The organism is Pannus brasiliensis CCIBt3594, assembly GCF_036688125.1.
Classification (GTDB): Bacteria; Cyanobacteriota; Cyanobacteriia; order Cyanobacteriales; family Microcystaceae; genus Pannus; species Pannus brasiliensis.
Genome location: NZ_JBAFSM010000017.1, coordinates 1 through 23151, shown reverse-complemented (window position 1 = coordinate 23151; position 23151 = coordinate 1). Strand labels below are relative to the sequence as shown.

Annotated in this window: 14 protein-coding genes and 1 tRNA gene; 5 read left to right on the top strand and 10 right to left on the bottom strand. The window is 53.0% G+C overall.

What is annotated here, in order from left to right:
* Positions 1 to 81: 81 nt before the first annotated feature.
* From V0288_RS10615 to V0288_RS10605, 3 genes are all read right to left on the bottom strand, one after another.
* A complete protein-coding gene (locus V0288_RS10615) occupies positions 82 to 411 on the bottom strand; it encodes a hypothetical protein (RefSeq protein ID WP_332865064.1) in 330 nt (109 codons plus the stop codon).
* A gap of 43 nt (positions 412 to 454) precedes the next feature.
* Complete coding sequence (locus V0288_RS10610; protein WP_332865063.1) at positions 455 to 688, bottom strand: hypothetical protein; 234 nt, start codon at positions 686 to 688, stop codon at positions 455 to 457.
* A 278-nt stretch (positions 689 to 966) separates the two neighbouring features.
* A complete protein-coding gene (locus V0288_RS10605; protein WP_332865062.1) occupies positions 967 to 2460 on the bottom strand; it encodes a peroxidase family protein in 1494 nt (497 codons plus the stop codon).
* 903 nt (positions 2461 to 3363) lie between these two features.
* On the opposite strand from V0288_RS10605, the gene V0288_RS10600 reads away from it, so the two are divergent.
* The 3 genes from V0288_RS10600 (at position 3364) to V0288_RS10590 (ending at position 7071) form a co-directional block, all read left to right on the top strand.
* A tRNA-Pro gene (locus tag V0288_RS10600) sits at positions 3364 to 3437 on the top strand.
* Between the two features lie 681 nt (positions 3438 to 4118).
* Positions 4119 to 5246, top strand: coding sequence for a hybrid sensor histidine kinase/response regulator (locus V0288_RS10595; protein WP_332865061.1), 1128 nt, complete (start codon positions 4119 to 4121; stop codon positions 5244 to 5246).
* Between the two features lie 55 nt (positions 5247 to 5301).
* Positions 5302 to 7071, top strand: a complete 1770-nt coding sequence (locus tag V0288_RS10590) for a two-component system response regulator (protein ID WP_332865060.1) — start codon at positions 5302 to 5304, stop codon at positions 7069 to 7071.
* Between the two features lie 146 nt (positions 7072 to 7217).
* Here the strand turns inward: V0288_RS10590 and V0288_RS10585 are convergent, their stop codons facing one another.
* From V0288_RS10585 to bchH, 3 genes are all read right to left on the bottom strand, one after another.
* A complete protein-coding gene (locus V0288_RS10585; protein ID WP_332865059.1) occupies positions 7218 to 12878 on the bottom strand; it encodes a GAF domain-containing protein in 5661 nt (1886 codons plus the stop codon).
* A gap of 495 nt (positions 12879 to 13373) precedes the next feature.
* On the bottom strand, positions 13374 to 14111 hold the full coding sequence (locus V0288_RS10580; protein WP_332865058.1) for a hypothetical protein: 738 nt from the start codon (positions 14109 to 14111) through the stop codon (positions 13374 to 13376).
* A 688-nt stretch (positions 14112 to 14799) separates the two neighbouring features.
* Positions 14800 to 18465 (bottom strand): magnesium chelatase subunit H, encoded by a 3666-nt coding sequence (gene bchH, locus V0288_RS10575; RefSeq protein WP_332865057.1) that lies wholly within the window; start codon positions 18463 to 18465, stop codon positions 14800 to 14802.
* Between the two features lie 367 nt (positions 18466 to 18832).
* Between bchH and V0288_RS10570 the strand changes: the two genes are divergently transcribed.
* Positions 18833 to 19552, top strand: coding sequence for a hypothetical protein (locus tag V0288_RS10570; protein ID WP_332865056.1), 720 nt, complete (start codon positions 18833 to 18835; stop codon positions 19550 to 19552).
* 62 nt (positions 19553 to 19614) lie between these two features.
* Here V0288_RS10570 and V0288_RS10565 read toward each other — a convergent pair whose 3' ends face one another.
* From V0288_RS10565 to V0288_RS10550, 4 genes are all read right to left on the bottom strand, one after another.
* Positions 19615 to 20130: an anti-sigma factor family protein gene (locus V0288_RS10565; RefSeq protein WP_332865055.1), complete on the bottom strand. Its 516-nt coding sequence runs from the start codon at positions 20128 to 20130 to the stop codon at positions 19615 to 19617.
* 100 nt (positions 20131 to 20230) lie between these two features.
* Positions 20231 to 20890 carry a sigma-70 family RNA polymerase sigma factor gene (locus tag V0288_RS10560; protein WP_332865054.1) on the bottom strand — a complete coding sequence of 220 codons (660 nt, stop codon included), beginning with the start codon at positions 20888 to 20890 and terminating at the stop codon, positions 20231 to 20233.
* Between the two features lie 119 nt (positions 20891 to 21009).
* Positions 21010 to 21564, bottom strand: a complete 555-nt coding sequence (locus V0288_RS10555) for a late competence development ComFB family protein (protein ID WP_332865053.1) — start codon at positions 21562 to 21564, stop codon at positions 21010 to 21012.
* Between the two features lie 89 nt (positions 21565 to 21653).
* The gene (locus tag V0288_RS10550) at positions 21654 to 21866 is read right to left on the bottom strand and encodes an Hfq-related RNA-binding protein (protein ID WP_332865052.1); all 213 of its coding nucleotides are present in this window, start codon (positions 21864 to 21866) and stop codon (positions 21654 to 21656) included.
* A gap of 62 nt (positions 21867 to 21928) precedes the next feature.
* Between V0288_RS10550 and dapF the strand changes: the two genes are divergently transcribed.
* The gene (gene dapF, locus V0288_RS10545) at positions 21929 to 22774 is read left to right on the top strand and encodes a diaminopimelate epimerase (RefSeq protein WP_332865051.1); all 846 of its coding nucleotides are present in this window, start codon (positions 21929 to 21931) and stop codon (positions 22772 to 22774) included.
* Positions 22775 to 23151 lie beyond the last annotated feature (377 nt).

Here is a 23151-nt window from a genome sequence, read left to right as displayed (position 1 = left end):
CCGATCGAATTCTCACGGTAGCGGTACCGATCTCGGGTCGTCGTTTTTCCCCCCGCGTTTGGAATCGATTATTTCATGGACTCACCACGAGCATTTATCGATCGGAGCGCTCTGGAATAGCTCGATCGCTTTCTCTAAAGTCGGTGGATCGAAGGGAGGGGGATTGTCAAAATTGGGAGGGCAAGTGGGTGAGGCTCCCTCGCCGGTTTTCGCGTAAGTATCGATCGCTTGCCGCAAATCGTCTTCGGTTATCAGATTTAGACCGTTCTCTCTCGCCACCTCGATCGACACCACCAAAAAATCCGAAACGTCGGCAGTTCTCTTGACTCTCATTTGAATTTCAAGATCGTGCAGAAATAGTTCTCTTAACTGTCCGATTTGCTGTATTCTTGGGGCTTCTTCCGAACTCATATACACTCTCCCAACAACCATCTATTTTCTGCATAATCTCGAATTAGAAGAACAATTTTTGACTAGCATCGGTACGGTTCAATTGCTCGTCGAGGCGAACGGAAACCGATTTTTTGTATCTATTCTCGCTACAGTCACCGCTTCCATTATACCCGATAATTAATAAGCGATAAATCAATTTAATACTGTCTTGCAAAAGAAAATCATAAATCATTCTTATCGATCGGGCGAGATAATGCAGATCCCGATCGAGATCGCGAATACAAGCGGGAGACATTCGGACTAGGGAAAATCTTTTTCCGGAAGGTCGATATCGTTGACAGCGTTTTTCATCGAGATGGGTACGGGTTGTCGAGTTAGAAGCGGGAGATTCCGTACCCCATCTTATCGAGAAACGCTATTACCGGAAGTTTACACACCGAAATTCAAGAGAGGGAATAGAGGGCAAAAGGTTTCTAGATTTATTCGAGATTCTATCTTTTTTTTACTCCCTGGCTTACTAGATTTTAGGGAATTTTTATTCCAAGAATTCGAGAGAGCGATCGCCTGTATCGCTCAATCACCGAGGGGATTAATATCGTTCACGAAAATCAAGAGATCGGCCATCGTAAAATGCCCGATCTCTCGGGAAGGAAGAAACGGTTTCCAATTTTTATCCTGGAATACGAACGAGCTAAAATCCCTCTTTAATAATCCCACAAAAACTCTAGACACGATATAGCTTCCCACATCTCCTAACCGTTCTCCATTTTCCCTAACCTGAGCTTCTTTCAGAATATAATACAAGAGCGGGGATTCTCGATGAAAGCCGTATTTCTCGGCGATCTCACCATCCCGCCCCGATTTAGCGATCTCGTATTCGCTTAAGGGCTGAATCCCCAGATAGTTCGCCACACTTTGACCCGATGGTAATCCCGCCATTACCCCTCGTTGTAGATCGAGAAATGCCAAATTTCTCGCTGGATTATCTTTAGCTAAAAGCTTGAAAAAGTTGGTAAGAGAAGGGTTGATCTGACGGCTAAAGTTCGGCTCGATCGTGTACGTGTCTATTTCAAAAAATCTACGCCAGTCGATAATCCAATTGCTAGGAACCGGTACATTGCTCGCGGAACGGCTTCCCGTGAACGCTAATAATTGTGGTAAGCTTGCCGGCGAGCCTTGCGGGGGGCTAAATATACGATTAAAATCGTAAGCCGATCGAATCATACTATGCCCGAATCGAAAAGCGGCCATGGAAAATTCTAGGGGAACGAAAGGCTTATCGGTTTGTTGATAAATTTCGGAATTATTCTCCTGTACGAGTTTCTGTACACTCTCCCGATCGAGCTTGGCAATTCTAGGCAGATAATCGTATAATACTATCCACTGGTAATGCCAGATAACGATTTTTCTGGCGATTTCAAAATCATTCTTCGCACCGAATAAATTTTTCTGAAAGCGATCGAGGCTAGAAACCTGTTCCATTACCTTATTATGAAATTTTAGAAAGGCAATATGCAGTTGAGCCACGATTAAATTTTCATCATTTCGAGGATCGCCAACGAGAGCTACTCCGTCATCAGAGCGGGGTAGATCGTTAGGAAAAGAATCAAGATCACTCAAAAAGCTCGTCTTGGCCGTCGCGCCTAGTTTGAAAAAGATTTTCTCGGATTGGGGGGTCGATCGCTCGTAAAGATAGGGTTGTACTTTCGGGCCGATTCCGTACACGGAATCCAGGTCGAACTTCGGTGTTCGATAGTTCAAGATAGCTAGGGGGTCGAGTTTAATTTCACTTAAACTACTCGTATCGAACGTGATGTCGTGATCGATAAATTGACCGAGATAAGTGTACCCCGCTGGAATTTTTCGATTATCTTTGTCGTGTTCCTCCAACATTTTACAGGCAAGTTCTTGCAACGCGAAACTTAGTTGTCCGGACTCGGATACAGCGCCCGGATTAAATAAGGGGGGGAGTTGAGGGAACAACCTACCGTACTTTCCCGATAGCGAATATTGACCGAGCGGTTGGAAGCCACCATCGCGAGGGTTAAAACCGTGAAAATCGTTCATAAATAAATTTCCCGTCCTTTCATCTTTTAGGGTTGTAGATCTTGCCGATGCTCGATAGTATTTTGTTTTTTTTCTAGAGTATACTCCGCGCTCTCTCCAAGAGAATGCTGGCTTCAAGTTATTTAATTTTTTGTTTTCTCTCGTAATTTCTCGGCGATCGCTAAAGGGTCGGATAGCGATAGGATTTCTCGTTTAAAAGCGGGATCGCTACCTAGAAATGATCGCCCACAAAAGTCGAGATATATTTACAGTTCTTAATTTATAACATAAAATATTACAGCGTCTCTCAAAAATTCGCGGTACATTACCCTCTTGCCGGAAATCCAGAAACCCATACCTCATCTCGATCGAACCGGCTGTAGATTGAACTACCGATCGTCCCGCGAGCGGCAAAGCCTCTGTATCTGTCGGCTAAACTGTCGGCGCATCTAAGCTCGCGCCGACAAGAAACGGGAGATACCTAGAGGAATTTTCCCGGGATTCAGATCAACTTATTCTTTGAAGAACAAGAGATCCGAGCGCGAGACCTTTCGGTGATAAAAAATACAGATTTATCGGGCCGGATATGTAGTTGCGAGGAGAGCCACACCGGCGCGACTCACCCGATGGTGTATTCCGCTCGATCGAACCGGGATGACTATCGGGGCAAAGCGCTCGCGACCAATTCGGCGTTCGCGAACCGAGGATCGCGCTCGCGAATTTCCCGAAACCGGACGGACTCGCCGGTAACGAGGAAAGGTGAAAACATCAAACCCCGAGCGGGACGTTCTTCAGAACTCGGATTTCCCGAAAATCGCTTTTTATGGGTTCGCGTCCCGATCGAGGGGTTCGATTCGTCCGGCGGGCCGCCCGAGAAGCTTGCAAAATTTTTCGGCTCGTGTTACGATGATAAATCGTGAGTATCGGGGCGTAGCGCAGCTTGGTAGCGCACTACTTTGGGGTAGTAGGGGTCGTGGGTTCGAATCCCGCCGCTCCGATTCATTGGACAACATCGGGAACCCGCTCTAGTAGCGGGTTCTCGCTTTTGGTACGGGACACGACCGCGGGGCGATGGGGGGCTAGATCCCCGTATCGATCGATTCATTTTCACGCGATTCGGTACGGAGCGACCCTTTACCCTCGCCTTTTTCCCGCTAGAACTCCAGAAAATCGGCATATAAAGAGCGGCGGCTTCCTAACTTTCCCGTTCGAGTCCCGTAACACCCGGAATACGAGCGTTGTAACCGGTGTGATAGGGCGCCACGCGCGAGATAACAGGCGGCAGGCGACAGGCAAAAGTAAGTTGTGAGTCGGTTTCCCGCTCTCGGAATCGTCCCGGCCTTACCTCGTGGCGCGATATTTCCCGCGGTCGCCCGTTTCCAGCACTGACTATAGCCTCCGAAGCCTTTCCCTTTCACGGCCCGGAGCGCCCCGCGAGAGAAATACCGGGCAACTTACGGCGATTCGAGACAACGGGCGAGAGCTTTCACGAGAAAACGGCAATAATTCTGCCCTTTGGCATCCACCATTCGGTATAATCTGGCTAAGAAAATCGATGAGTTACCGGGGAAGCTAGTCCCTACAGCTTATCCGCGAAAGAATTCAGCTTACTCCACGGTGACAGGAATTCGATAGGTGAGCCGAACGCTTTCCCACGTTTAGATTCCCCCCCAATAATCATGAATACCTCTTCTATCCTAGTGATCGACGACGAACCCGATAATTTTGACGTGATCGAAACCCTCTTAAACCAGCAGAACTATCGCTTGCACTATGCCGTCGGGGGACGGGAAGCGATCGACTCTCTGGACACGTTCGCGCCGGATCTGATCCTGCTGGACGTGATGATGCCGGGAATGGACGGTCTCGAAGTGTGCCGGGAGATCAAAGCTTTATCCCGGTGGCAATTCATCCCGATTATTATGGTCACGGCCCTGAGCGCGAAAGAAGACCTCGCCCGATGTCTGGAAGCGGGAGCCGACGACTTTATCAGTAAGCCGGTGAACCGTCTGGAATTAACGGCTAGGGTGCGATCGACTCTCCGGATCAAGGAACAACACGATCGCCTTCAAGAATTCTCGCGATTGCAGAGGGACACGATCAACATTTTGGGGAAAAATCTCCACGAGTTAACCGATAATATCGCCCGCGGTTTCCCCCACGAACTGAATACCCCGCTGAACGGGATGATCGGCACGATCGAGTTCTTAAAAGATCGTTTCGAGGAGATCGATCCCGCTACCGTTCGCGAGCGGTTAGACCGACTCGATCGCTCGGCCCGTCGTTTGGAACATCTCACCCAAAAATTCCGAGTGTATTTAGAACTGGAATTATTCGCGAGCCGGCAGGCCGAACCCGAGAGAGTCCGCTTCTCCGCTTCCACCCTCGCGCGGATTCTCAGGGCTAGGGCCGACAACCGCGGCCGGGGTGAAGATCTCCTCTTGGAGATCGAGGAAGCGGAAATCGCCTTTCCCGAGGACTTTCTCACCACGCTCCTCTTGGAATTAGTCGAGAACGCGTTTAAATTCTCGGAACCAAATACCGTCGTGACCGTCAAGGTGGGGATTAACGGCGGAAAACTCCATATATCCGTACACGACCGCGGACGGGGGATGACCGGGGAGCAGATCGCCAGTATCGATACTTTCCGACAATTCGAGCGGGAATTGCACGAACAACAGGGGATCGGGATGGGATTAAAAATCGCCGGCAAAATCGTCGAGATCGCGGGGGGGGATCTCTCGATCTCCAGTGTCTACGGCCGGGAAACCACCGTGAATCTCTCCTTACCGATCGTCGGTAATTAGACTCGAATTTTTCCCGATCCCCCTAGAGAGTACCCGCGATAGCGCGCCCGAAAAGATGTTTTCTATTCTTGTCGTCGATGATGAACCCGATAATTTTGACGTGATCGAGGCCTTGTTAACCCATCAAGACTATCGGTTATATTACGCGGCCGGCGCCCGGGAAGCGCTGGCCAATCTGGAGGCCGTCGGGCCGGATCTCGTGTTACTCGATGTCATGATGCCCGGCATGGACGGGATCGAGTTCTGTCGGCGGGTCAAAGCCATGCCGCAATGGGAAACGGTGCCGATTATCGCGCTCACGGCCCTGAACACCAAGGAAACCCTCGCCCGCTGTCTGAGCGCCGGGGCGGATGATTTTATCAGTAAGCCGGTCAACCGTCTGGAGTTAACGGCGAGGGTTCGATCGATGTTACGCGTCCGCCAACAATACTTGCAATTAGCCAGCTTTAACACCAGCCTGGAAGCGACGGTACGACAGCGGACGGCCCGCCTACACTCGATGCTCTTCCAGGACGCGCTGACCGGGCTACCGAGCCGCGCCTTCCTCCTGCAAAAGCTGACCGAGATCCTGCGATCGCCGGAGCGCCCTCCCTTCGCCGCTATCTGTCTCGATTGCGATCAATTCAAGCTGATCAACGGTTCTTTCGGCCATTCCGTCGGCGATCGCTTGTTGATCGCCATCGCCGCGCGTTTACAGCGATTGCTCCGCCCCGGGGACATCCTGGCGCGTACCGGCGAGGACGAGTTCTATTTTGTACTGTCCCCGATCGCCGGTACGGCCGCTCTCGAAGGTTTTATCGAGGCGATCCGACAGAGTTTCGTCGCGCCTTTCTCGATCGCCAATCGGGATATCTTTGTCAGCGTGAGTATCGGGGCGGCCTTGGGCGATCGCTCGCACGAGAAACCGGAAGAACCCTTACAGGACGCGGATACCGCCATGTATCAGGCGAAATCCCGCGGTCGGGGTAGCTATCAACTGTTCGATCGCCAGATGCGCCTGAGCATCCTAACCCGCTTAACCCTGGAAAACGATTTACAGAGAGCCTTGGAACAGGAGGAATTTATCACCTACTACCAGCCGATCGTCGAACTGTATACCCGGAAATTGGTCGGATTTGAAGCGCTGGTACGGTGGAAACACCCCGATCGGGGTCTGGTTTCTCCCGGCGAGTTTATTCCCTGTCTGGAGGCTACCGGGGCGATCGTTCCCGTGGGCCTGATGGTTCTCCGGCAAGCCTGCCAACAACTGCGCGACTGGCAAGAGCGGGGACGGACGGATCTGACGGTGAGCGTGAATCTCTCGGTGCGGCAGTTCGCCTGCGGGACGTTACTGCGGGATATCGATCGGATCTTGACGGAAACCAGCGTGAATCCCATCTATCTAAAGTTAGAAATTACCGAAAGCACGCTCGCGGAAAACCCGGAAATGGCGATCGCCCTGACGGAACAATTACGGGAGCGACAGATCGGCATCAGCGTCGATGACTTCGGTACGGGGTACTCTTCCCTCGGTTCCCTACACCGTCTCCCGGTAGACAATCTGAAGATCGATCGCTCGTTCGTCGGCGAGATCGGTTCCGGTAGTCGCGAGTATCACGTGGTGGACACGATCGTGACCCTCGGCGATCGACTGGGATTATCGGTGATCGCGGAAGGCATCGAAACGCTCGAACAACTCGAACGCCTACAGGAACTCGGTTGCGAGTTCGGCCAGGGCTATTTCTTCTCTCCCCCCCTAGCCCCCGAGGAAATCGAGCGAAAATATTTCGGAAATCGCGACGAGGAAACGAAGGATCGGTCATCGGAAGTCGAGAGCGAGGGATAACGTAGGATCGACTTTCCGCGAAAATCACCGATCGCTTGTTGCGGCAGGAGTTAGGAGTCAGGAAAGGAAACCGACTCACGGCTGACTATTCCCTATGCCCTTCCGCCTAGCACGATAGATTCTCGAACCTGAATTTCGCGAGAGGTCTACCTCTTCTGTAACCATTGTCGGATGGCGATCGTTAATTCTTTTAATTTAACGGGCTTGCTGAAATAATCGTTCGCCCCGGCCGCCAGACAACGCTCCCGATCGGCCGGCATGGCTAGAGCGGTCAGGGCGATAATCGGTAGCTCGATCGCCGGGAAGTCGAGGCGGATCTGACGGATCGCCTCCAGACCGTCCACTTCGGGCATTTGAATATCCATCAAAATCAGATCCGGACGGTCCGATCGAACCAGGGAGACGGCCTCGCGCCCGTTTTTGGCCGAAAGAAGACGGTAGCCCCTCGCTTTGAGGTAGCCGGAAATCGTCATAATATTCGCCTCGTTGTCTTCCGCCAGTAAAATCAGCGGGAACGAGGGTTTTTCGTCGGTCGGATCGGTCTCGATCGCCGGGGAGGGCGCATCCTCGGTCTCGGTCGGCAGATCCGGTTCGGGAGCCGGAATCACCGGGACAACGGCGGGCAGGTCGATCGTGAAGCGACTGCCGGAACCCACCTCGCTGATCACCCCCACCCGGCCGCCGTGGAGTTCGACGATCCGTTTCACCAGGGCCAGTCCCAAACCCGTCCCCGTGTATTGACGGTTCAGGGCGCTATCGATCTGGATAAACGGTCGGAACAATTTATCGAGCGATTCCGGGGCGATACCGATGCCCGTATCGCGAACGGCGACGCGGAGGAGATTGTCGGACACGGGGGCCGCCTGTCCGGAGGGATAGTAGATCCCCCCCCCCGCGAGGGAATCCGGCGCGGTTTCCCGTCCCGGCCGGCTGACTTCCAGGGTAATACTTCCGCCGGGAGGGGTGAACTTCACCGCGTTATTGAGCAGGTTGATCAGCACTTGGCGAACGCGCCGTTCATCGACCAGTAAATCGGGTAGCCCGTCGGGAAGTTTCATTTCTACCCGAACGCCCTTTTTGAGGGCCTGCTGTTTGATAAACGCTAAACTGGAGCGGCACAGGGAGGTCGCGGCGATCGGGGCGATGTCTAGCTCTAGCTGACCGGACTCGATTTTCGCGACATCGAGAATGTCGTTAATCAGTTCCAGCAGATGGGAACCGCTCCGCTCGATGGTTTGCAGGGCCCGGATCTGTTCCGGGGCGATCTCGCCGAACACCCGATCCTGTAACCCCTCGGTCATGCCGAGGATGGCGTTGAGGGGGGTGCGGAGTTCGTGGCTCATGTTGGCCAGGAATTCATCCTTGAGACGGGTAGCGCGGGCGAGTTCTTCGTTAGAGATGGCGAGTTGTTGGTTACGTTCGGTTAATTGTAGTTGGGCTTGTTGACGTTCGTTCAGTTCTCGCTGTAATCGATCGAACAGGGTCGTCTGCTGGAGGGCGATCGCCAGCCAATTGGCGATCTGTTGGAGGAGTTCGGCTTCCGACTCCTGCCAGACCCGTTTTTCGGCGCGGGCTTGGACGACCAGAACCCCCCAGAGCTTGTGGGTCGCGCTCCGGGCGACGCGACGATGATTTTCCCCGTCGCCCGCGTCCTGGAGGATCGGGGCGACGATCCGGGAACGGGACCGTCCGTCGATCGAGCGTTCCCCGATACCGTCCGCCAGGGGATCGGCCGTCGCGTCGGCGACGATTTGGGGGGTTCCCCGCCGGTAGCGATCGAGGATAGCCTCGGGCCAGATCTCCTCGCGGCGAGCGGGGTTTTTCCGGGCAGGAAAATCACTAGAGACCGCTTCTTCGACAATCCGGGCGCGACCGTCGGCGAACAACTGGAAGACGAGCGCCCGGTCGGCGTTGAGAACATCTTTGACCTGTTGCGTCACCGTGGTCAGGATCTCGCCGATATCGAGGGATTCGCGAATTTTCTGGGCGATCGCTCCCAGGGTTTGCTGTTGTCGGAGTTGTAGGGCGATTCTCGCCTCGACCTGTTGACGCACCCGCAGTTCGTCCTGAACCCGCTCGTAGAGATCGGCCTGTTGGATGGCGATCGCTAACTGGTTGGCCAGTTGTTGGGTGAAATCGATCTCGGATTTCTGCCAGTGTCGCGTGGTCGAGCATTGATGCACGCACAGCAATCCCCAAAGTTCGTCCCCGCGCAGGAGGGGCATCACCAGATTCGCCCGCACCTCGAACCGGGCGAGAATGTCCGTGTGGCAGGTGGTCATCCCCCCGTTATAGATATCCTCGACCGCGTAAAACCGGCCGCGCGAGTAGAGATCGGAAAAGTTATCGCCGAAACAGTGGTCGTGTACGATAATTTTTAAAACCGAGGGAAACCCATCTAGGACGGATTCGGCGACGAACTCACCGTCATCGAAGTTAGATTCGGCAAAGAACCGGAAAATTCCCACCCGATCGGCCCGCAATACCTGACGGATTTCCCGACAGGCGGTGTCGAAAATGGTACGGATGTCTAACGATTCCCGGATGCGTTGGGTGATCTCCCGTAACAGGGTTTCCCGTTCCGCCTGTTGACGGATAACCTGTTCGGCCTGCTGACGCTCGCGGATATCCATCAGGGTCGATCGACTGTACAGGTAATTGCCGTCCCCGTCCGTCACGGCGGTCGCGCTGAGGATCACGGGCAGGATCGTCCCGTCCTCGCGGATCATCTCGTACTCGACGTTCTTGATCCAACCCCGCGCTCGAAACGACGGGTAGTTGTCCCGGAAAACCCGACGGCTGGCCGGCGTGAGAAAGTCCGAGATCGGTCTGCCGAGCATTTCCTCGCGGCGGTAGCCCAACCACTTCAGTTCCGTTTCGTTGACCCGGATATAGCGCCCCTCGGCATCGAGGGAATGATAGCCGCAGGGAGCGTTGTTATAGAGATCTTCTACCTCGTGAGCGTATCGTTCCAAGGCTTCTTCCGCCTGTTTGCGCGCGGAGATATCGGTTTCCGAACCGCTCATGCGGATCACCCGTCCCGATTCATCCCGGAGCGCCTTGCCCCGATCGAGAATCCAGAGATAGGAACCGTCCTTACACCGGACCCGGTACTCCATCTCGAAAAACTCGGTTTTTCCGGCGAAATGGTCGTCGAGAGCCGCCATCACCGGCTCGGAATCCTCGGGGTGGATCGCGTCCGACCACTCTTCGAGTCGATCGCCGACCTCCTCGGGATCGAACCCGCGCATGGTCTTCCAGCGATCGGAGTAAAACACCCGCCCGGTTCGCACGTCCCAATCCCAGATCCCGTCGTTCGCGCCCTTGAGAACCAGGTGCCAGCGTTCCTCGCCGGTTTTCAGGGCGGCGGTACGTTCCTCTACCTGTCGCTCCAGCTCTTGATTCATCCGCTCGATATCCCGTCGGGCGCGCTCGCGTTCTAATTCGGCCGAGGCCCGGGCGGCGAACACGCGCAGGAGATTTTCGGCCTGTCTCGGGTCTCGGATCGGTCGTTTGTCCAGGATGCAAAGACTGCCGATCGCCCGACCCTCGGTGTCGTGTAGGGCGATCCCCAGATAACTATCGACTCCCATTTCCACCAGGGCGATCGCCTCGGGAAATTCCGCTTGTAGGCCGCTTTCCCGATAAAATTTTCCTTCTTGCAATGTCCGTTCGCAGGGGGTGTTGGCGATCGAGTAGGAAAAGGGGGAAGAGAAAACACCCCGCGCCCGAAAAGCGAGCGCGTTCAGACGGTCTTCGGCCCGTTCGCTCACCAGGACGTAGGAGACATTCAACGCGGCGGCGATATGACTGGCGAGGGCGGGAAAAAAATCTTTTCCCGTGGTGGCGGCGGTTCCCTCGATGATCTCTTGTAGTTGCTTCTCGGCGCGGACTCGATCGCCGATATCGGTGATCGTTCCCACGTAACCCACTATCCGCCCCCGGTCGTCCCGTTCGGATGCGGACTGCCCGTACACCCACGATACCGTACCGTCGGGGCGTTGAAAGCGATATTCGAGACGGAAGGGGCGATTTTCTCGGATAGAATCCTCCCATTCGGCGAAAACTCGCTCGCGATCGTCGGGATGTAGTCCCTGTTGCCAGCCGGAGCCGAGAGCGGCATTCGAGTCGAGTCCGGTGATCTGGAGCCAGCGATCGTTGACATAGAGACATTGACCGACGACATCGGTGCGAAAAATGCCGACAGGAGCGGCCGAGACCAGCGTGGCGTATCTTTCCTCGCTCTCCCGTAGACGGACTTCGGTCTGCTGTCGCGCGGTCAGTTGTTTTTGTAATCGTTGGTGGGTGATCGCTTGTTGGAGGGCGATCGCCAGTTGTACCGAGAGCGCCTGTAAGAGTTCCACTTCTTCGGTCTCCCAGTTTCTCGGGTGCTGGCTCTCGGTCGCGCTGAGAAACCCCCACAATTCCCCCTCGCAGACGAGCGGCACGAGAATTTTCGCCCTCGTGTGCAGGCGGATCAGCATTTTTCGGTGACAATCGGCGATTTCCGCCGTGTAGATATCCGGCACCACGAAAATCTTCCCCTGACGGTAGCGCTCGATCCGTTCCTCGTGAAAACAGGTATCGTTGACCTGTTCGCCCACCAGGGAGAGCGGCGAGTCGGTGGATTCGGCGACGGCCGTGGCCTGTCCGTCGGACTCGAACAGCCAGATACTCACCCGATCGCAGGCCAACACCTGCCGCACCCGCTCCACGGTCGTTTCGAGTATCGTCGGTAGATCGAGGGAGGAACGGATATCCGCCGCTAGATCGACCAGTAATTTCTGGCGTTCCGCCTGGATTTTTAGCGCGGCCGTCCGGTTTTCTACCTGTCGCTCTAGCTCGACGGCGCGACTTTCTAACAGGCTTATTTTCTCTTCCTCCAGACGGATGACACGTTCTTCTAAGATCTTGGCGAGATGATAGAGTTCGACCGGATTGATGGCTTGCAGGAGACTGGTCTGGGTAACGATGCCCAGCAGTTCCCCCCGTTCCCCGGTGACGATCGCGCGCCGGATCGAGAGTCGTTCCATGCTCTCCCGCACCGTTTGCAGGGTATCCTCCGGCTTGACCGCGGGGACGGGACAACTCATCATTTCCCCGGCCGAGCGGCTTCCCCAGTTCGATTCCAGGGTCTGAAACTGTACTAGATCCCGTTCGGTGATGATGCCGACCGGGATTTCCGAGAGGCGATCGAGACCGTTGGGCGGTTCGACGATCACGACGGAACCGACGCGGTGTTCGGCCATCAAGCGGGCGATCGAGAGTAGGGAGGTTTCCCGCGTCGTCCGGATGACCTCGCGACTCATCACTTCCGACACCAAGCGCAAGCGCAAAAGCCCGATCGACCGAGAGATATGACGCAGACTTTCATGGGTGATCAGGCCGATCGGCCGCTCCCGCTCGTCGAGAACGGGTAGATGGCGAATCCGGTGTTGTTGTAGGAGGGTGATCGTGGAAAATAGGTCGGTAAATTCCGATTCGCGTAGGGTGACGGGCGAACCGGCCATCACCTGTCCCAGCGTCAATCGATCGAGCGGTTTTTGTTCGGCGCCGAGGCGCACAACGTCCCGCTCGGTAAGGATACCGATCGCCCGATCGTTTTCCACGACTAACACGCAACTCGCTCGGGCCGAGCGGTAAAGTTCCGCGAGTCGATCGTCCACCGTCACGCTACAATAGGCGCGCTCCCCGCTCATCCGGGCGATCGCCTCCAATACCGGCGTGTCCGGGGAGGCGATCAACGGCTCGGTGATAATGGCGGCTCGGAGTTCTTGCCGGGTCAATTCGGGGGGGGAGGAGAACATACGTCATCGCACTGCTTCTGTAACGTATTATTCCCGGATAAAAATAAAATAAATATTAACGATAGAAATCTTAAACTCTCTCCCGAGCGATCGTTCCCGTCCGGGGAGTGGATTTCTAGCGATCGGCTATCCGTTTGTCGGGGCGCGAGTTTTTTCGCCCTAGCCACGATCGAACTTCTCGCGAAAATCAAAGATCTCTTCCTGAAGCGGGAGTCAGGAGGAGAAAGGAGAAGCAAAGAGATTTTAAACGTAAAAAAATCTATTTTTTTCTTTAAAAAGTTTAAAATTGCGATTTTCAAGTTAAATTCGACTTTCGAGTCTCACTTTTGCGGGAGGTTTATTGATCTCGGTTTCCCCGTTAAGTCGCGAATGTAGCCCGGAAAGGCGATATATTTTTGAGTTCGTTTCTCTAGAAAAGCCGTTAGTAATTTAACGGCAAAACCCTCGCTATATAGAGAACGCGGGCGATCGATCCCTCGCCCGGTCTCGCATAAACTACATTTCGATTCGATAAAACGTTTCCGAAAGTGACACGAGAGAGTGATTAGAGGATGGCGATTTAAGATGCTCGGTTATCCACAATTCAACTTCTGAATTAGAAATAGTAGAAGGATCGGCAATTTTGTTGACAACCACTTTGGTTATATCACTATAACCGATAGATCGTTTAACATATTTTGTTGCCATGTCAAGAAAATCTTGAGACTGGCAACGTGATAAAAAAGTTTTCAGGCTTCGGAAAGCGATTTCTATTTCCATAGAACCGTGTTGATATTTTGCGATCGCGTATTCTAGGTTATCTAATTCTAAATAAACATACATGATAGATTCACGCGGCTTTTTACCTGTTTCATCCCAAAAATATGGAAACATATCACAAACTTTTCTGCAACAGGAAAGTTGTTCATTTGTCAAATTTATCCTGTCGTAAAATTTATCTAGTGAAGCATCTTGTTTTGTTTCAAGCCATTGTATAGAGGCGACAATAGCTGTTCCTAAAGCGGCTACCGCTCCTGCGATTGTAAAACAGTCTTGTTTTTCGAGCGAAAGTTTATTTCCAAAAATTGGAATTTGATAATTCGAGGTTTTATTGGGCAATGCCAAGCCCATCAAACCTATCCAAATGGCTATAGAAATAGAGACGATCATCGACCAAAACCATAGACGATGTAAAAAATCTTTTTTAATACCTAGTTCTTTCAGTACCGATCGTTCAAAGCATGATGGTTTCATGTTTAGTCTCCTGTTAATTTCTTTCGTTAATTAATCATCGATATCATCGAATAATGGATGAAATTGCTGTATTAACAAGCTTCACGATACGTCTCTACTCGACGATTCTCTTCGGAAAGTTGCTTCCTAAATACCGCGAGCGATGAAAGTTTTAGGACGCAAGATCTATAACAAAAACCAATGTTCAATTCGATTATTATTTGATTTGGTTAAATCATAGTGTATGTCTTGTAAGATTTTTGTGAGTTTCTTTTCTGTTTACAAATCTATTTAAACAATTTTTCTATTGTCAAACAGTAAACCTAGAAACGAGAAAGAAATAGACCGCGCCACCTTGGAGACCGCTGGTAAACTCGTGTTAAATCTAGCGAGGCGCTTATCTAGAAAAGATTTCAAGATTTTCTAAGTGTATAGAATCACGAGCTTGTCTTGATTCTGAAATCCCTTTCGGGAATTGTTTCGGGAACTGTAACCATTATTTACGAACGGTCTCTAAGCCTTTTCCCGTTCCCCCTTCTTTTTTCCGCGCCCGTATCCCGACTAGGACTACAGGAAATCGATATATAGCGCTACGAGGTAAGATTAGGACGATTCCGAGAGCGGGAAACCAACTCTCGGCTTACTTTTGCCGATTGCCTGTTTTCTAGCGCGTAGCACTATAATCCGTTGGTTTTCGATCGAGAAAACTTTAAGCGACCCCCTCTATCTCCTCGTCGGTCAACTGATACAATTCCTGCAATTTCTGCAATTTCTCCTCGTCCGCGTTCCAGAAGCCGCGACCGTGCGCTTCCAGCATCCGGCCGACGATATTACGAAACGCTTCCGGATTCGCTTTCCGTAACTTTGCCGCCATTTCCGGGTCGAACGCGTAGGTTTCGGCCGCTTCATCGTACACCCAATCGTCGTTAAAACGCGCCGTCCCCCCCCAACCGATCAGCGCGGTCATCCGTTGAGAGATCTCGTAAGCGCCTCCCGAACCCTGATTCACCATCGCCTCGGCCCATTTCGGATTGAGTAACTTACTCCGGTATTCCAAGCGTAGAACTTCCTCTAATTTCCGCGGGGTCGTATCCTTGGAAAAACTCTCGACAAAACTCGCCGTGACCCGTTTTCCGCTCTGTTTCTCCGCCGCTAGTTTCAAACCGCCCGTATTGCCGTAATATTCCTGAATATCGGTTAACCCGTACTCGACCGAATCGATCGCCTGGACAATTCGATCGCTCGTCTGTAATAACTGTTGTAACACCTCCGGTCGCGCGCGTCCCTTATCCTGACGACCGTAACTGAAAACGTTCCGCTTCTCCCAAGTATTCGCTAACTCGTTCTCCGTCTCCCAATTTCCCTCCACCACCTGATCGTTTACCAAAGATCCGAAATCACCCGCGGGATTAGAAAACAACCGCGCGGTCGCGTTCTCGATTCCCTGACCTTTCAACGCTAAATAATGCTTGCGAATAAAGTTCTCTTCCTCCGACTCCTCCGCTGTCGCCGCCCGTTGGAATAAATCATCCAGTAACTCGATAATATTGACGAAAGTATCCCGGAAAATCCCCGATAAATTCGCCAACACGTCGATCCGCGGGTGTCCCATCTCCGCGAGCGGTTTTAACTCGTAGCGAACGATACGTCCCGTTCCTTCTTTAACCGGTTCCGCGCCCACCAATTCCAGGAGAATTCCCAACGATTCCCCCTTCGTTTTAATCACGTCCAAACCCCACAATAAAACGGCGATCGTCTCCGGATATTTCCCCGTTTCTTCTAAATTCTGCGCCAGCAATTTTCGGGCGATTTCCTGTCCTCTCGCCATCGCCGCGGGAGACGGCATCCGATAGGGATCGAGCGCGTGAATATTGCGCCCGGTGGGTAATACTCCCGTCCCGTCGCGTAGTAAATCTCCTCCCGGTGCGGGTGGCACGTACTCGCCGTTTAAACCCCGCAGTAAGTTGGTGATTTCTTCCGTATTTTTCTCTAATAACTGTTTGATCTCGATGCCTTCTTTGGTTCGATCGCTAATCTCTTCCCCTCGAACGATCGCCTCGAATTCTCGCTCCGATAGATCCTCGAAATAGGCTTCTAGATAACCTCGCAATCCCTCCTCGTCGGGAACTTGACCTAACGTTTGCAATCCCGAGGAAAATAGTCTCTGTTCGACAATTTGCAAGTAATTGTATACCTTGACAAAATACTCTGTCAGTGCGTATCGGCTAAATAATTTAGCGTTCTCTAAACTAAACTCGATGCCCTGTTTTTCCCCCTCGGTAAAGGGACAATCTCGATCGAGTCCCGTATCGACAATTTTCTGACAGATACTATCGCGAAGCGCGTAATTCTTTTCCGGATCTTCGCGGAACTCGGCGATTAAATCCCGTAACGTCATCAACTCTTTATACAATCCCGCGCGTCCGTAGGGTGGTACGTTATGGGAAATTAATACCCCGTAACCCCGACGTTTCGCGAGGATCGATTCCGAGGGATTATTCGCCGCGTAGATATAGAGGTTCGGTAGATCTCCGAGTAAGATATCCGACCAGGAATAACCGGTATTTCCCAACGGGGAACCGGGCAACCATTCCACCGTTCCGTGCATTCCGAAATGAACGATCGCCCCCGGTTTAAACTCGTTCTGTAACCACTTATAAAACGCCGTATATTGCGGGTGCGGGGTTAAATCTTTCTCGAACATCAATCGCATCGGATCGCCCGCGACTCCTAACGGGGGCTGTACCCCGATCCAAATATTTCCCAACTGAATTCCGCCGATATGATACTCGTCGCCGAGAGTTTTAATCCCCGCATCTTTTAACGATTTCCAGTGTTTTTCGATCCGAGAGGTGAGTAGATAGCCTAACCATTCTTCCACGGTTTCGATTTTCACCCTGCCTTGTTTGGACTGGTTTTCATTGTCGGCGACTCTCACTTTATCGATAATTTCTTCCCCGTCCGCGGGAATTTCGCCCACGTTGTATCCCTGTTCTTGAAGTGCCTGTAAAAACTTCACCAGACTGCGGGGAACGTTCAAGAGTGCGGCGGTTCCCGTCGCCCCGTATCCGGGAGGAAATCCGTAGAGAATGACGGCGATTTTCCGTTCCGCGGGTGGGGTTTTATGGAGGGCGATCCAGTGTTTAATTCTGCCGGTTAAGCGCTTGACTCGATCGGGAACTAAATAGATCTTTTCCCCGACTAATCCGCCTAACGGAATGGTATCGATCGCCCCGTCCAATTCCGGCAACGCGTAGAGAACCACACTTTGCAATCCCCCGATTCCCTGTCGCGTCCAAGAATGGATATCTTGGATTAATAACGGCGCGGCGATAATATAGGGAATATTCTTCGCGCTTAAAATTCTTTTCGCTACCTCTACCTGTCTTCCCGCTTCCATCGAACCCGCGGGCCCACCGACGAGGGGAAATCCGATCGTGGAAACGATCGAATCCACTTGTCCCGCGTCTTCGCTCAGGGAAGGGGTCTCGATAATCCCTTTTTTCCGTTGTTCCTGTTCGTATTCGGTGGTTAACCAATCCCGGACGATCGTGTGTCCCTCCACCCCGTTAATAAATACGGGCAAAGGAATCAATCCCGCGTCTTCAAAGTAGCGGATTAATTTGGGAATATAGGGCTGTTTACTGATAACGTGTTTGCGGTACAGGAGAATCGCGACGACCGGTTTATCGATCGGTTGTCGTCGCGCGTACCAGTCTAAATATTCCCGCGGTGTGAGGAAATATCCTTCTCGATCGGGATGTAATAATCCTTTATTGGGGGTTTCGATCACTTCGGGAATCTCGCTCACCGAAAGTCCGAGATATTTACTGGCGATCACCCAACACATCGCGGCGACATTCTCCGTCCCTCCCGCGTTCCAGTAGCCGTAGATAATCAACCAATTCCGCAGATCTTGAACTTTTTTGGCGGGAATAAATTTCAACAGTTTCGGCCCGGTTTTCAGGAAACTCAGATAACCCGCGAGTTTATCTTCTTCCCGTCCGCTAGAAAATTTACTCAGGATAAATTGAATCGGTTTCGGCATTCCTTTCGGTTTGTCCCCGATCGAGAACTGCCCCAAACGAGTCAAACTCATCAATTCCAGCGCGGACTCGAACACGAGACGGACGGGAATGTGTTCCACCCTCTGCCGCAACCACATCACCGCATCGTAATCGAAGACGAGGCTGGCGAAGAACACATCGGCCGATTGTAAAGCTCTCTCGACGGTCTCGGGTTCGGTGCTTAGAGATCGATCGCTAAATACCGTGACCTCTAACCCCGGACAGCGCGAGGAGGCGATCCGCGCCGCCTGACGGTATAAATCGGCGTTAAAGGTTTCAAACCCCGCGATTAATACGATCTTTTTCATCCCGTCCCCCGATCGATGGTCGTTACATTTCTTATTGTAGGCGGGATTTCGGGCGATCGACCTCTCGAAAATGAATCGGGGAGTCGGGAAAAGATGCGGGGAAGGGCTTTCCTCGTTTTTTATTAGCGTACTCTTCTTAATAGCATCCGTCTAGAGGCTGAAATTTTACGACACGCCTCGCGTAATTCCGTCGCGAAGAACCGAAGAACCCGATAGACGGACAGATCGTGTCCCGCGGGTCGGGTGAAACGAGGGCAGACCTCGCGGCCGACGGGTTTCGTCGTCTCGGCCGAACTCACCGATTCCCGAGGGTTCCGGGGTTTTTATCCGTCCATCGGTTCAATCAATTTCTCAGGAGTTATCGATCGTGAAAAAAACTATCACCGTGTTAGCGACCGCGTTAATCGGCCTATCTTCTAGTATCGCCCTCTCTACCCTGTGGGTAGCCCCGGCGTTCACGGGAGAACCATCCCCGGAGATCCCGACGTACCAGGAGGCCAAGGAAGTGCCGATCTCGGTTTATCAAGTAAAAATAGCGATTCCCGCGGGAACGACCATCGGTAAGGCGACGCAAGGATGGTTAAATATCGTCACGCAAGAGTGGCACATAGAAGAACTCAATAATACGGCCGCATTCGTCGAACGAATCTATAAGGCGTTACAAAAATCGGGCTATACGGCGGCCGTTCCGCCCGAAGCCGAGAAAACCCCGGAAAATACTTCGGTTTTTCAAAATATTAATGCTCCTGCCGACGCTCCCACCGCTCCCACCGCCCGGTTTCTCGTGGGCGCGACAATCACGAAAACCTGGATGAGCGTCGCCAATAATGGTTGGGGAGGCTGGGCGACCGATGTAGATATGAAGGTGAATTGGGAAGTGTACGATACCTTGCAAAACAAGATCGTTCTCACGCGAGAGACCTACGCGATCGATCGAGGGGGTGGACTCACCACGGCTTACTACTATACCGTGATGGAAAAAGCGGCCGAAAAATTCTTCACTTCCCCGGAATTCAAGGCGGCGATCGAGACGGCTCTCGCCGATACACCCGCGCCCGATCGGCCGGAACCACCGAACCCGCGCTAACCGATGTTCGAGCGGGTTCGATCGCTCCCCGATCGGACAAACCCGACTCGAACCGGCTCGAATTACTGTTCGCGCGTCGTTTCCTCGGCGATCGGGATCTCGACGATCGGCTGATTGAGCGCGATCATCAGGGAATCGCTCTCCCGATTAGCGTGCTGAACCTCGCGGCCGAACAGTCCGTGAGAGACGACCGCGACGGCCATCGCCGCGAAAATCGCGCCACCGAAGAGAAACGCGCGTCGTTTCCGGCCGCGATCGACCTTCTGGAAAACCCTTTCCGCGAGTCGATCGGCGCTCGCGCTCACCGGGACGGGAATTTGCTGTAAGTGAGTCTGAATTCCCCGCAATTGTAGGTAAAGCTTTTTCGCGTCCGGATCGGTATCCAGCCAGCGCTGAACCTCGTGACGTTCCTCCGGAGTCACCTCGCCATCGATGTAGGCGCTGATCAGATCGAACTGTCGCGCCCGTTCTTCGTCTTCAAAACAGAAAAAATCCGCGCTCTCGTCTAGCGGATCGTCAAAATCATGACGATCGCGCGGTCGATCCCACCGGGCATCTTCAGGTTGGTAATTGTTCATGGTTGGCCTCTCGATCGGGCGATCGGAATACACTCCCCCACCAATAGCTTGTTTCACGGCGCGCCGTAATCTCTCCCGCGACGGGTAAGGTACGGACAGCCTAGCCTTCCTCGAAATAGTGCTGTAAAACCGATTGTAATTTAGCTCTGGCGCGAGCGATGCGGGATTTAACGGTTCCTAAAGAAACTCCCGTGATCTCGGCGATTTCCTCGTAAGCCATTCCCTCGATCTCTCTCAACACGATCGTCGTCCGGAAAGCGTTGGGCAGATCGGCGATCGCCGTTTGCAGTTGATCGTAGAACTCGCGGGTGGTCAGATTCTCGTCGGGACTGGGGTAATCCGATTCGATATCCCAGTCGATCTCGCCGTCCTCCACGCGACGGGGAGCGTCCAGAGAGATGGGATTGTTCACCCGTTTGCGCTTCCGGAGTTCGTCATAAAAAAGGTTCGTGGCGATACGACTGAGCCAACCGCGGAACTTGAGCGGTTCGTTGAGACGATTGATATTCCGATAGACTCGAATCCAGACTTCCTGAGCGAGATCGGCGCGATCTTGCCAATCGGGAGCGAGATGGTACAGCAATTTATCGACGTGAGATTGGTACCGTCGCAAAAGTTCGGCGAAGGCGGCTCGATCGGGCTGACAACCTTCCTGACAGCGAGCGATCAGATCGTGATTCGAGAGTTTGTCAGGAGACACGGAATTTTGAGACTTTCTGGTCTCAACGGTTGACCAAGACGCGGGAATCGATTGACTCATGGGGTTTCCTCAAGGATAGAACTCCTCACTTATGTCCCGTGGACGGAGAAGTTCCCGGAAGGTTCCCACGCTCGAAGAATTTTTTCGAGATTTTTCCCGAATACCCGATCGATCTTACTCTAATCGAGCGGCCCGGCGGGCCGCGGTTCGTAATTGACCGCGTGGGATTTGAGGAGACCGTGGAGGCTGGTGAGGGTGTCCTCTCGGCTCGGTTTGGCGATGGGAACCCGATCGGGATTGATTACCGGACAGAACAAGAAGCGATCGAGGGCTTCCTTAACCGCGCTCCGGATCATCTCCTGTAAATCTTCCCGCGCGCGTTGGCGTTGATAGCTCGCGCCCTCTTCCGTGGTCGCGTAGAGCGGGGGGAGACGGTTGAGGGCGTAGGCGGCGATATCGCCGATATCCAGGGAATCTTTGGCGAACGACTCGATCTCGGCCGCTCGGGCGATCGCCTCGGCGATCACCAGTTCTTCCATGACGTTGATAAATTGTTTCCGGGGCATACCGACCACCTCCCCGGTCAACAGCGCCCCCATCAATCGATCGAGAGACCGATACTCCTCGATCGAGAGTTCGCCGGCCGTATCGCAGACGCGCCCTACTTCCGCCTCCATCGAGGGAGTGAGATAGCCTTCCCGCAAGGCTTGTTCGACGATTTCTTTAATCGACATAATACATTGTTACCCGGTGTTGAACGGTCGTTAGTAGAGGGAATCCAAATTTAGTCTTCCCGTTTTCTCTCGGGAAATTCCACCGGGGTTTAGGCTTTGGGTTTCAGGGAAACCAAGGATTGTCGCCAAACTAACGTCGGTCGATCGTCTTGATCCACCAGACAAAGACACTCGACATCCTGCCAGAGAAGACGACCGACTAGAATCTCGTCGGTGGATAGCTTCACTTCCACTTCCTGTTTGTCTTTGACATAGCCTTGCAGGAGGCGCACGCTCGGTAAACCGGTATTGAATTGAGACATAATAATTGCAGGCCAAGGTTCCAACCTTCTATATTATTCCCGTTCACCGGCCGCTATTCACTATGAAAATCGCCTTCACGAAATATCAGGGCTTGGGTAACGATTTTATCTTGATCGATAATCGCCACGGCGACGAACCGCTCGTTACCCCGGAGGTGGCCGCGCGGATGTGCGATCGCCATTTCGGGATCGGCGCGGACGGGGTGATTTTCGCCCTACCCGGCAAAGGGGACACCGATTACACGATGCGGATTTTTAACTCCGACGGTTCGGAACCGGAGATGTGCGGCAACGGGATTCGCTGTCTAGCTCGCTTTATCGCCGAACTGGAAGACACGAGAGAAATCGGCAAAACCTATCAAATTCACACCCTCGCGGGCATCATGTCCCCCCGTCTGGACAAGGACGAACAAGTAACCGTCGATATGGGAGTCCCCCGTCTCTTAGCGTCGGAAATCCCCACCACCCTCGCCAACGCGGACGAGAAAGCGATCGATTTACCCCTTGACGTTAGCGGCAAAACGTGGTATTCAACCTGCGTCAGTATGGGCAACCCTCACTGTATTACCTTTGTCGAGGACGTGGCGGCGATCCCGTTAGAGTCGATCGGCCCCGAATTCGAGAACCATCCCGTTTTCCCCGCCCGCACCAACACCGAATTTATCGAGGTGGTTCGCCCCGACTATATTAAGATGCGCGTCTGGGAACGGGGCGCGGGAATCACGCTCGCCTGCGGGACGGGGGCCTGCGCGTCGGTCGTCGCCGGGGTACTGACCGGACGGTGCGATCGCTCCTGCACCGTGGAACTTCCCGGCGGCCCTCTCCAGATTCACTGGTCGCCCGACGACGGACACGTATACATGACCGGCCCGGCGAAAGAAGTTTTCTTCGGGAGTTATCAGTTTTAGGAGGCAGGAGTCAGGAGGCAGGAGGCAGGAGGCAAAAGGCAGGGGGCAGGAGGCAAAAGGCAGGAGGCAAAAGGCAGGAGGTCAAAGCTTTTAGCTATCCGCGACCACTTTTCTGCCCCCTACAGCGACAGATATTTCGGTAGGAGGGAGAGGACTAAATCCTCTACAGTCTTCATGGAGCGAGTAGGGGCGAGATCTCGCGCCCTATTTAAAGGCCGATCGCTTTTCCGTTTCTATCACCATATAAGTTTTTATTATATTTTTTATAAAATTCCTTTTTCTCAAAAATCTTTACAAACCTTAGTAAATTCAGTAGTATATACTCATGTCAAAGCGAAGAACCTTGACAATTTCATACCTAACGGAATCATAAACCA

Coding starts and splice junctions, on each gene's coding strand:
- V0288_RS10615 (WP_332865064.1), bottom strand. CDS start 411: ATGAGTTCGGAAGAAGCCCCAAGAATACAGCAAATCGGACAGTTAAGA.
- V0288_RS10610 (WP_332865063.1), bottom strand. CDS start 688: ATGTCTCCCGCTTGTATTCGCGATCTCGATCGGGATCTGCATTATCTC.
- V0288_RS10605 (WP_332865062.1), bottom strand. CDS start 2,460: ATGAACGATTTTCACGGTTTTAACCCTCGCGATGGTGGCTTCCAACCG.
- V0288_RS10595 (WP_332865061.1), top strand. CDS start 4,119: ATGAATACCTCTTCTATCCTAGTGATCGACGACGAACCCGATAATTTT.
- V0288_RS10590 (WP_332865060.1), top strand. CDS start 5,302: ATGTTTTCTATTCTTGTCGTCGATGATGAACCCGATAATTTTGACGTG.
- V0288_RS10585 (WP_332865059.1), bottom strand. CDS start 12,878: ATGTTCTCCTCCCCCCCCGAATTGACCCGGCAAGAACTCCGAGCCGCC.
- V0288_RS10580 (WP_332865058.1), bottom strand. CDS start 14,111: ATGAAACCATCATGCTTTGAACGATCGGTACTGAAAGAACTAGGTATT.
- bchH (WP_332865057.1), bottom strand. CDS start 18,465: ATGAAAAAGATCGTATTAATCGCGGGGTTTGAAACCTTTAACGCCGAT.
- V0288_RS10565 (WP_332865055.1), bottom strand. CDS start 20,130: ATGAACAATTACCAACCTGAAGATGCCCGGTGGGATCGACCGCGCGAT.
- V0288_RS10560 (WP_332865054.1), bottom strand. CDS start 20,890: ATGAGTCAATCGATTCCCGCGTCTTGGTCAACCGTTGAGACCAGAAAG.
- V0288_RS10555 (WP_332865053.1), bottom strand. CDS start 21,564: ATGTCGATTAAAGAAATCGTCGAACAAGCCTTGCGGGAAGGCTATCTC.
- V0288_RS10550 (WP_332865052.1), bottom strand. CDS start 21,866: ATGTCTCAATTCAATACCGGTTTACCGAGCGTGCGCCTCCTGCAAGGC.
- dapF (WP_332865051.1), top strand. CDS start 21,929: ATGAAAATCGCCTTCACGAAATATCAGGGCTTGGGTAACGATTTTATC.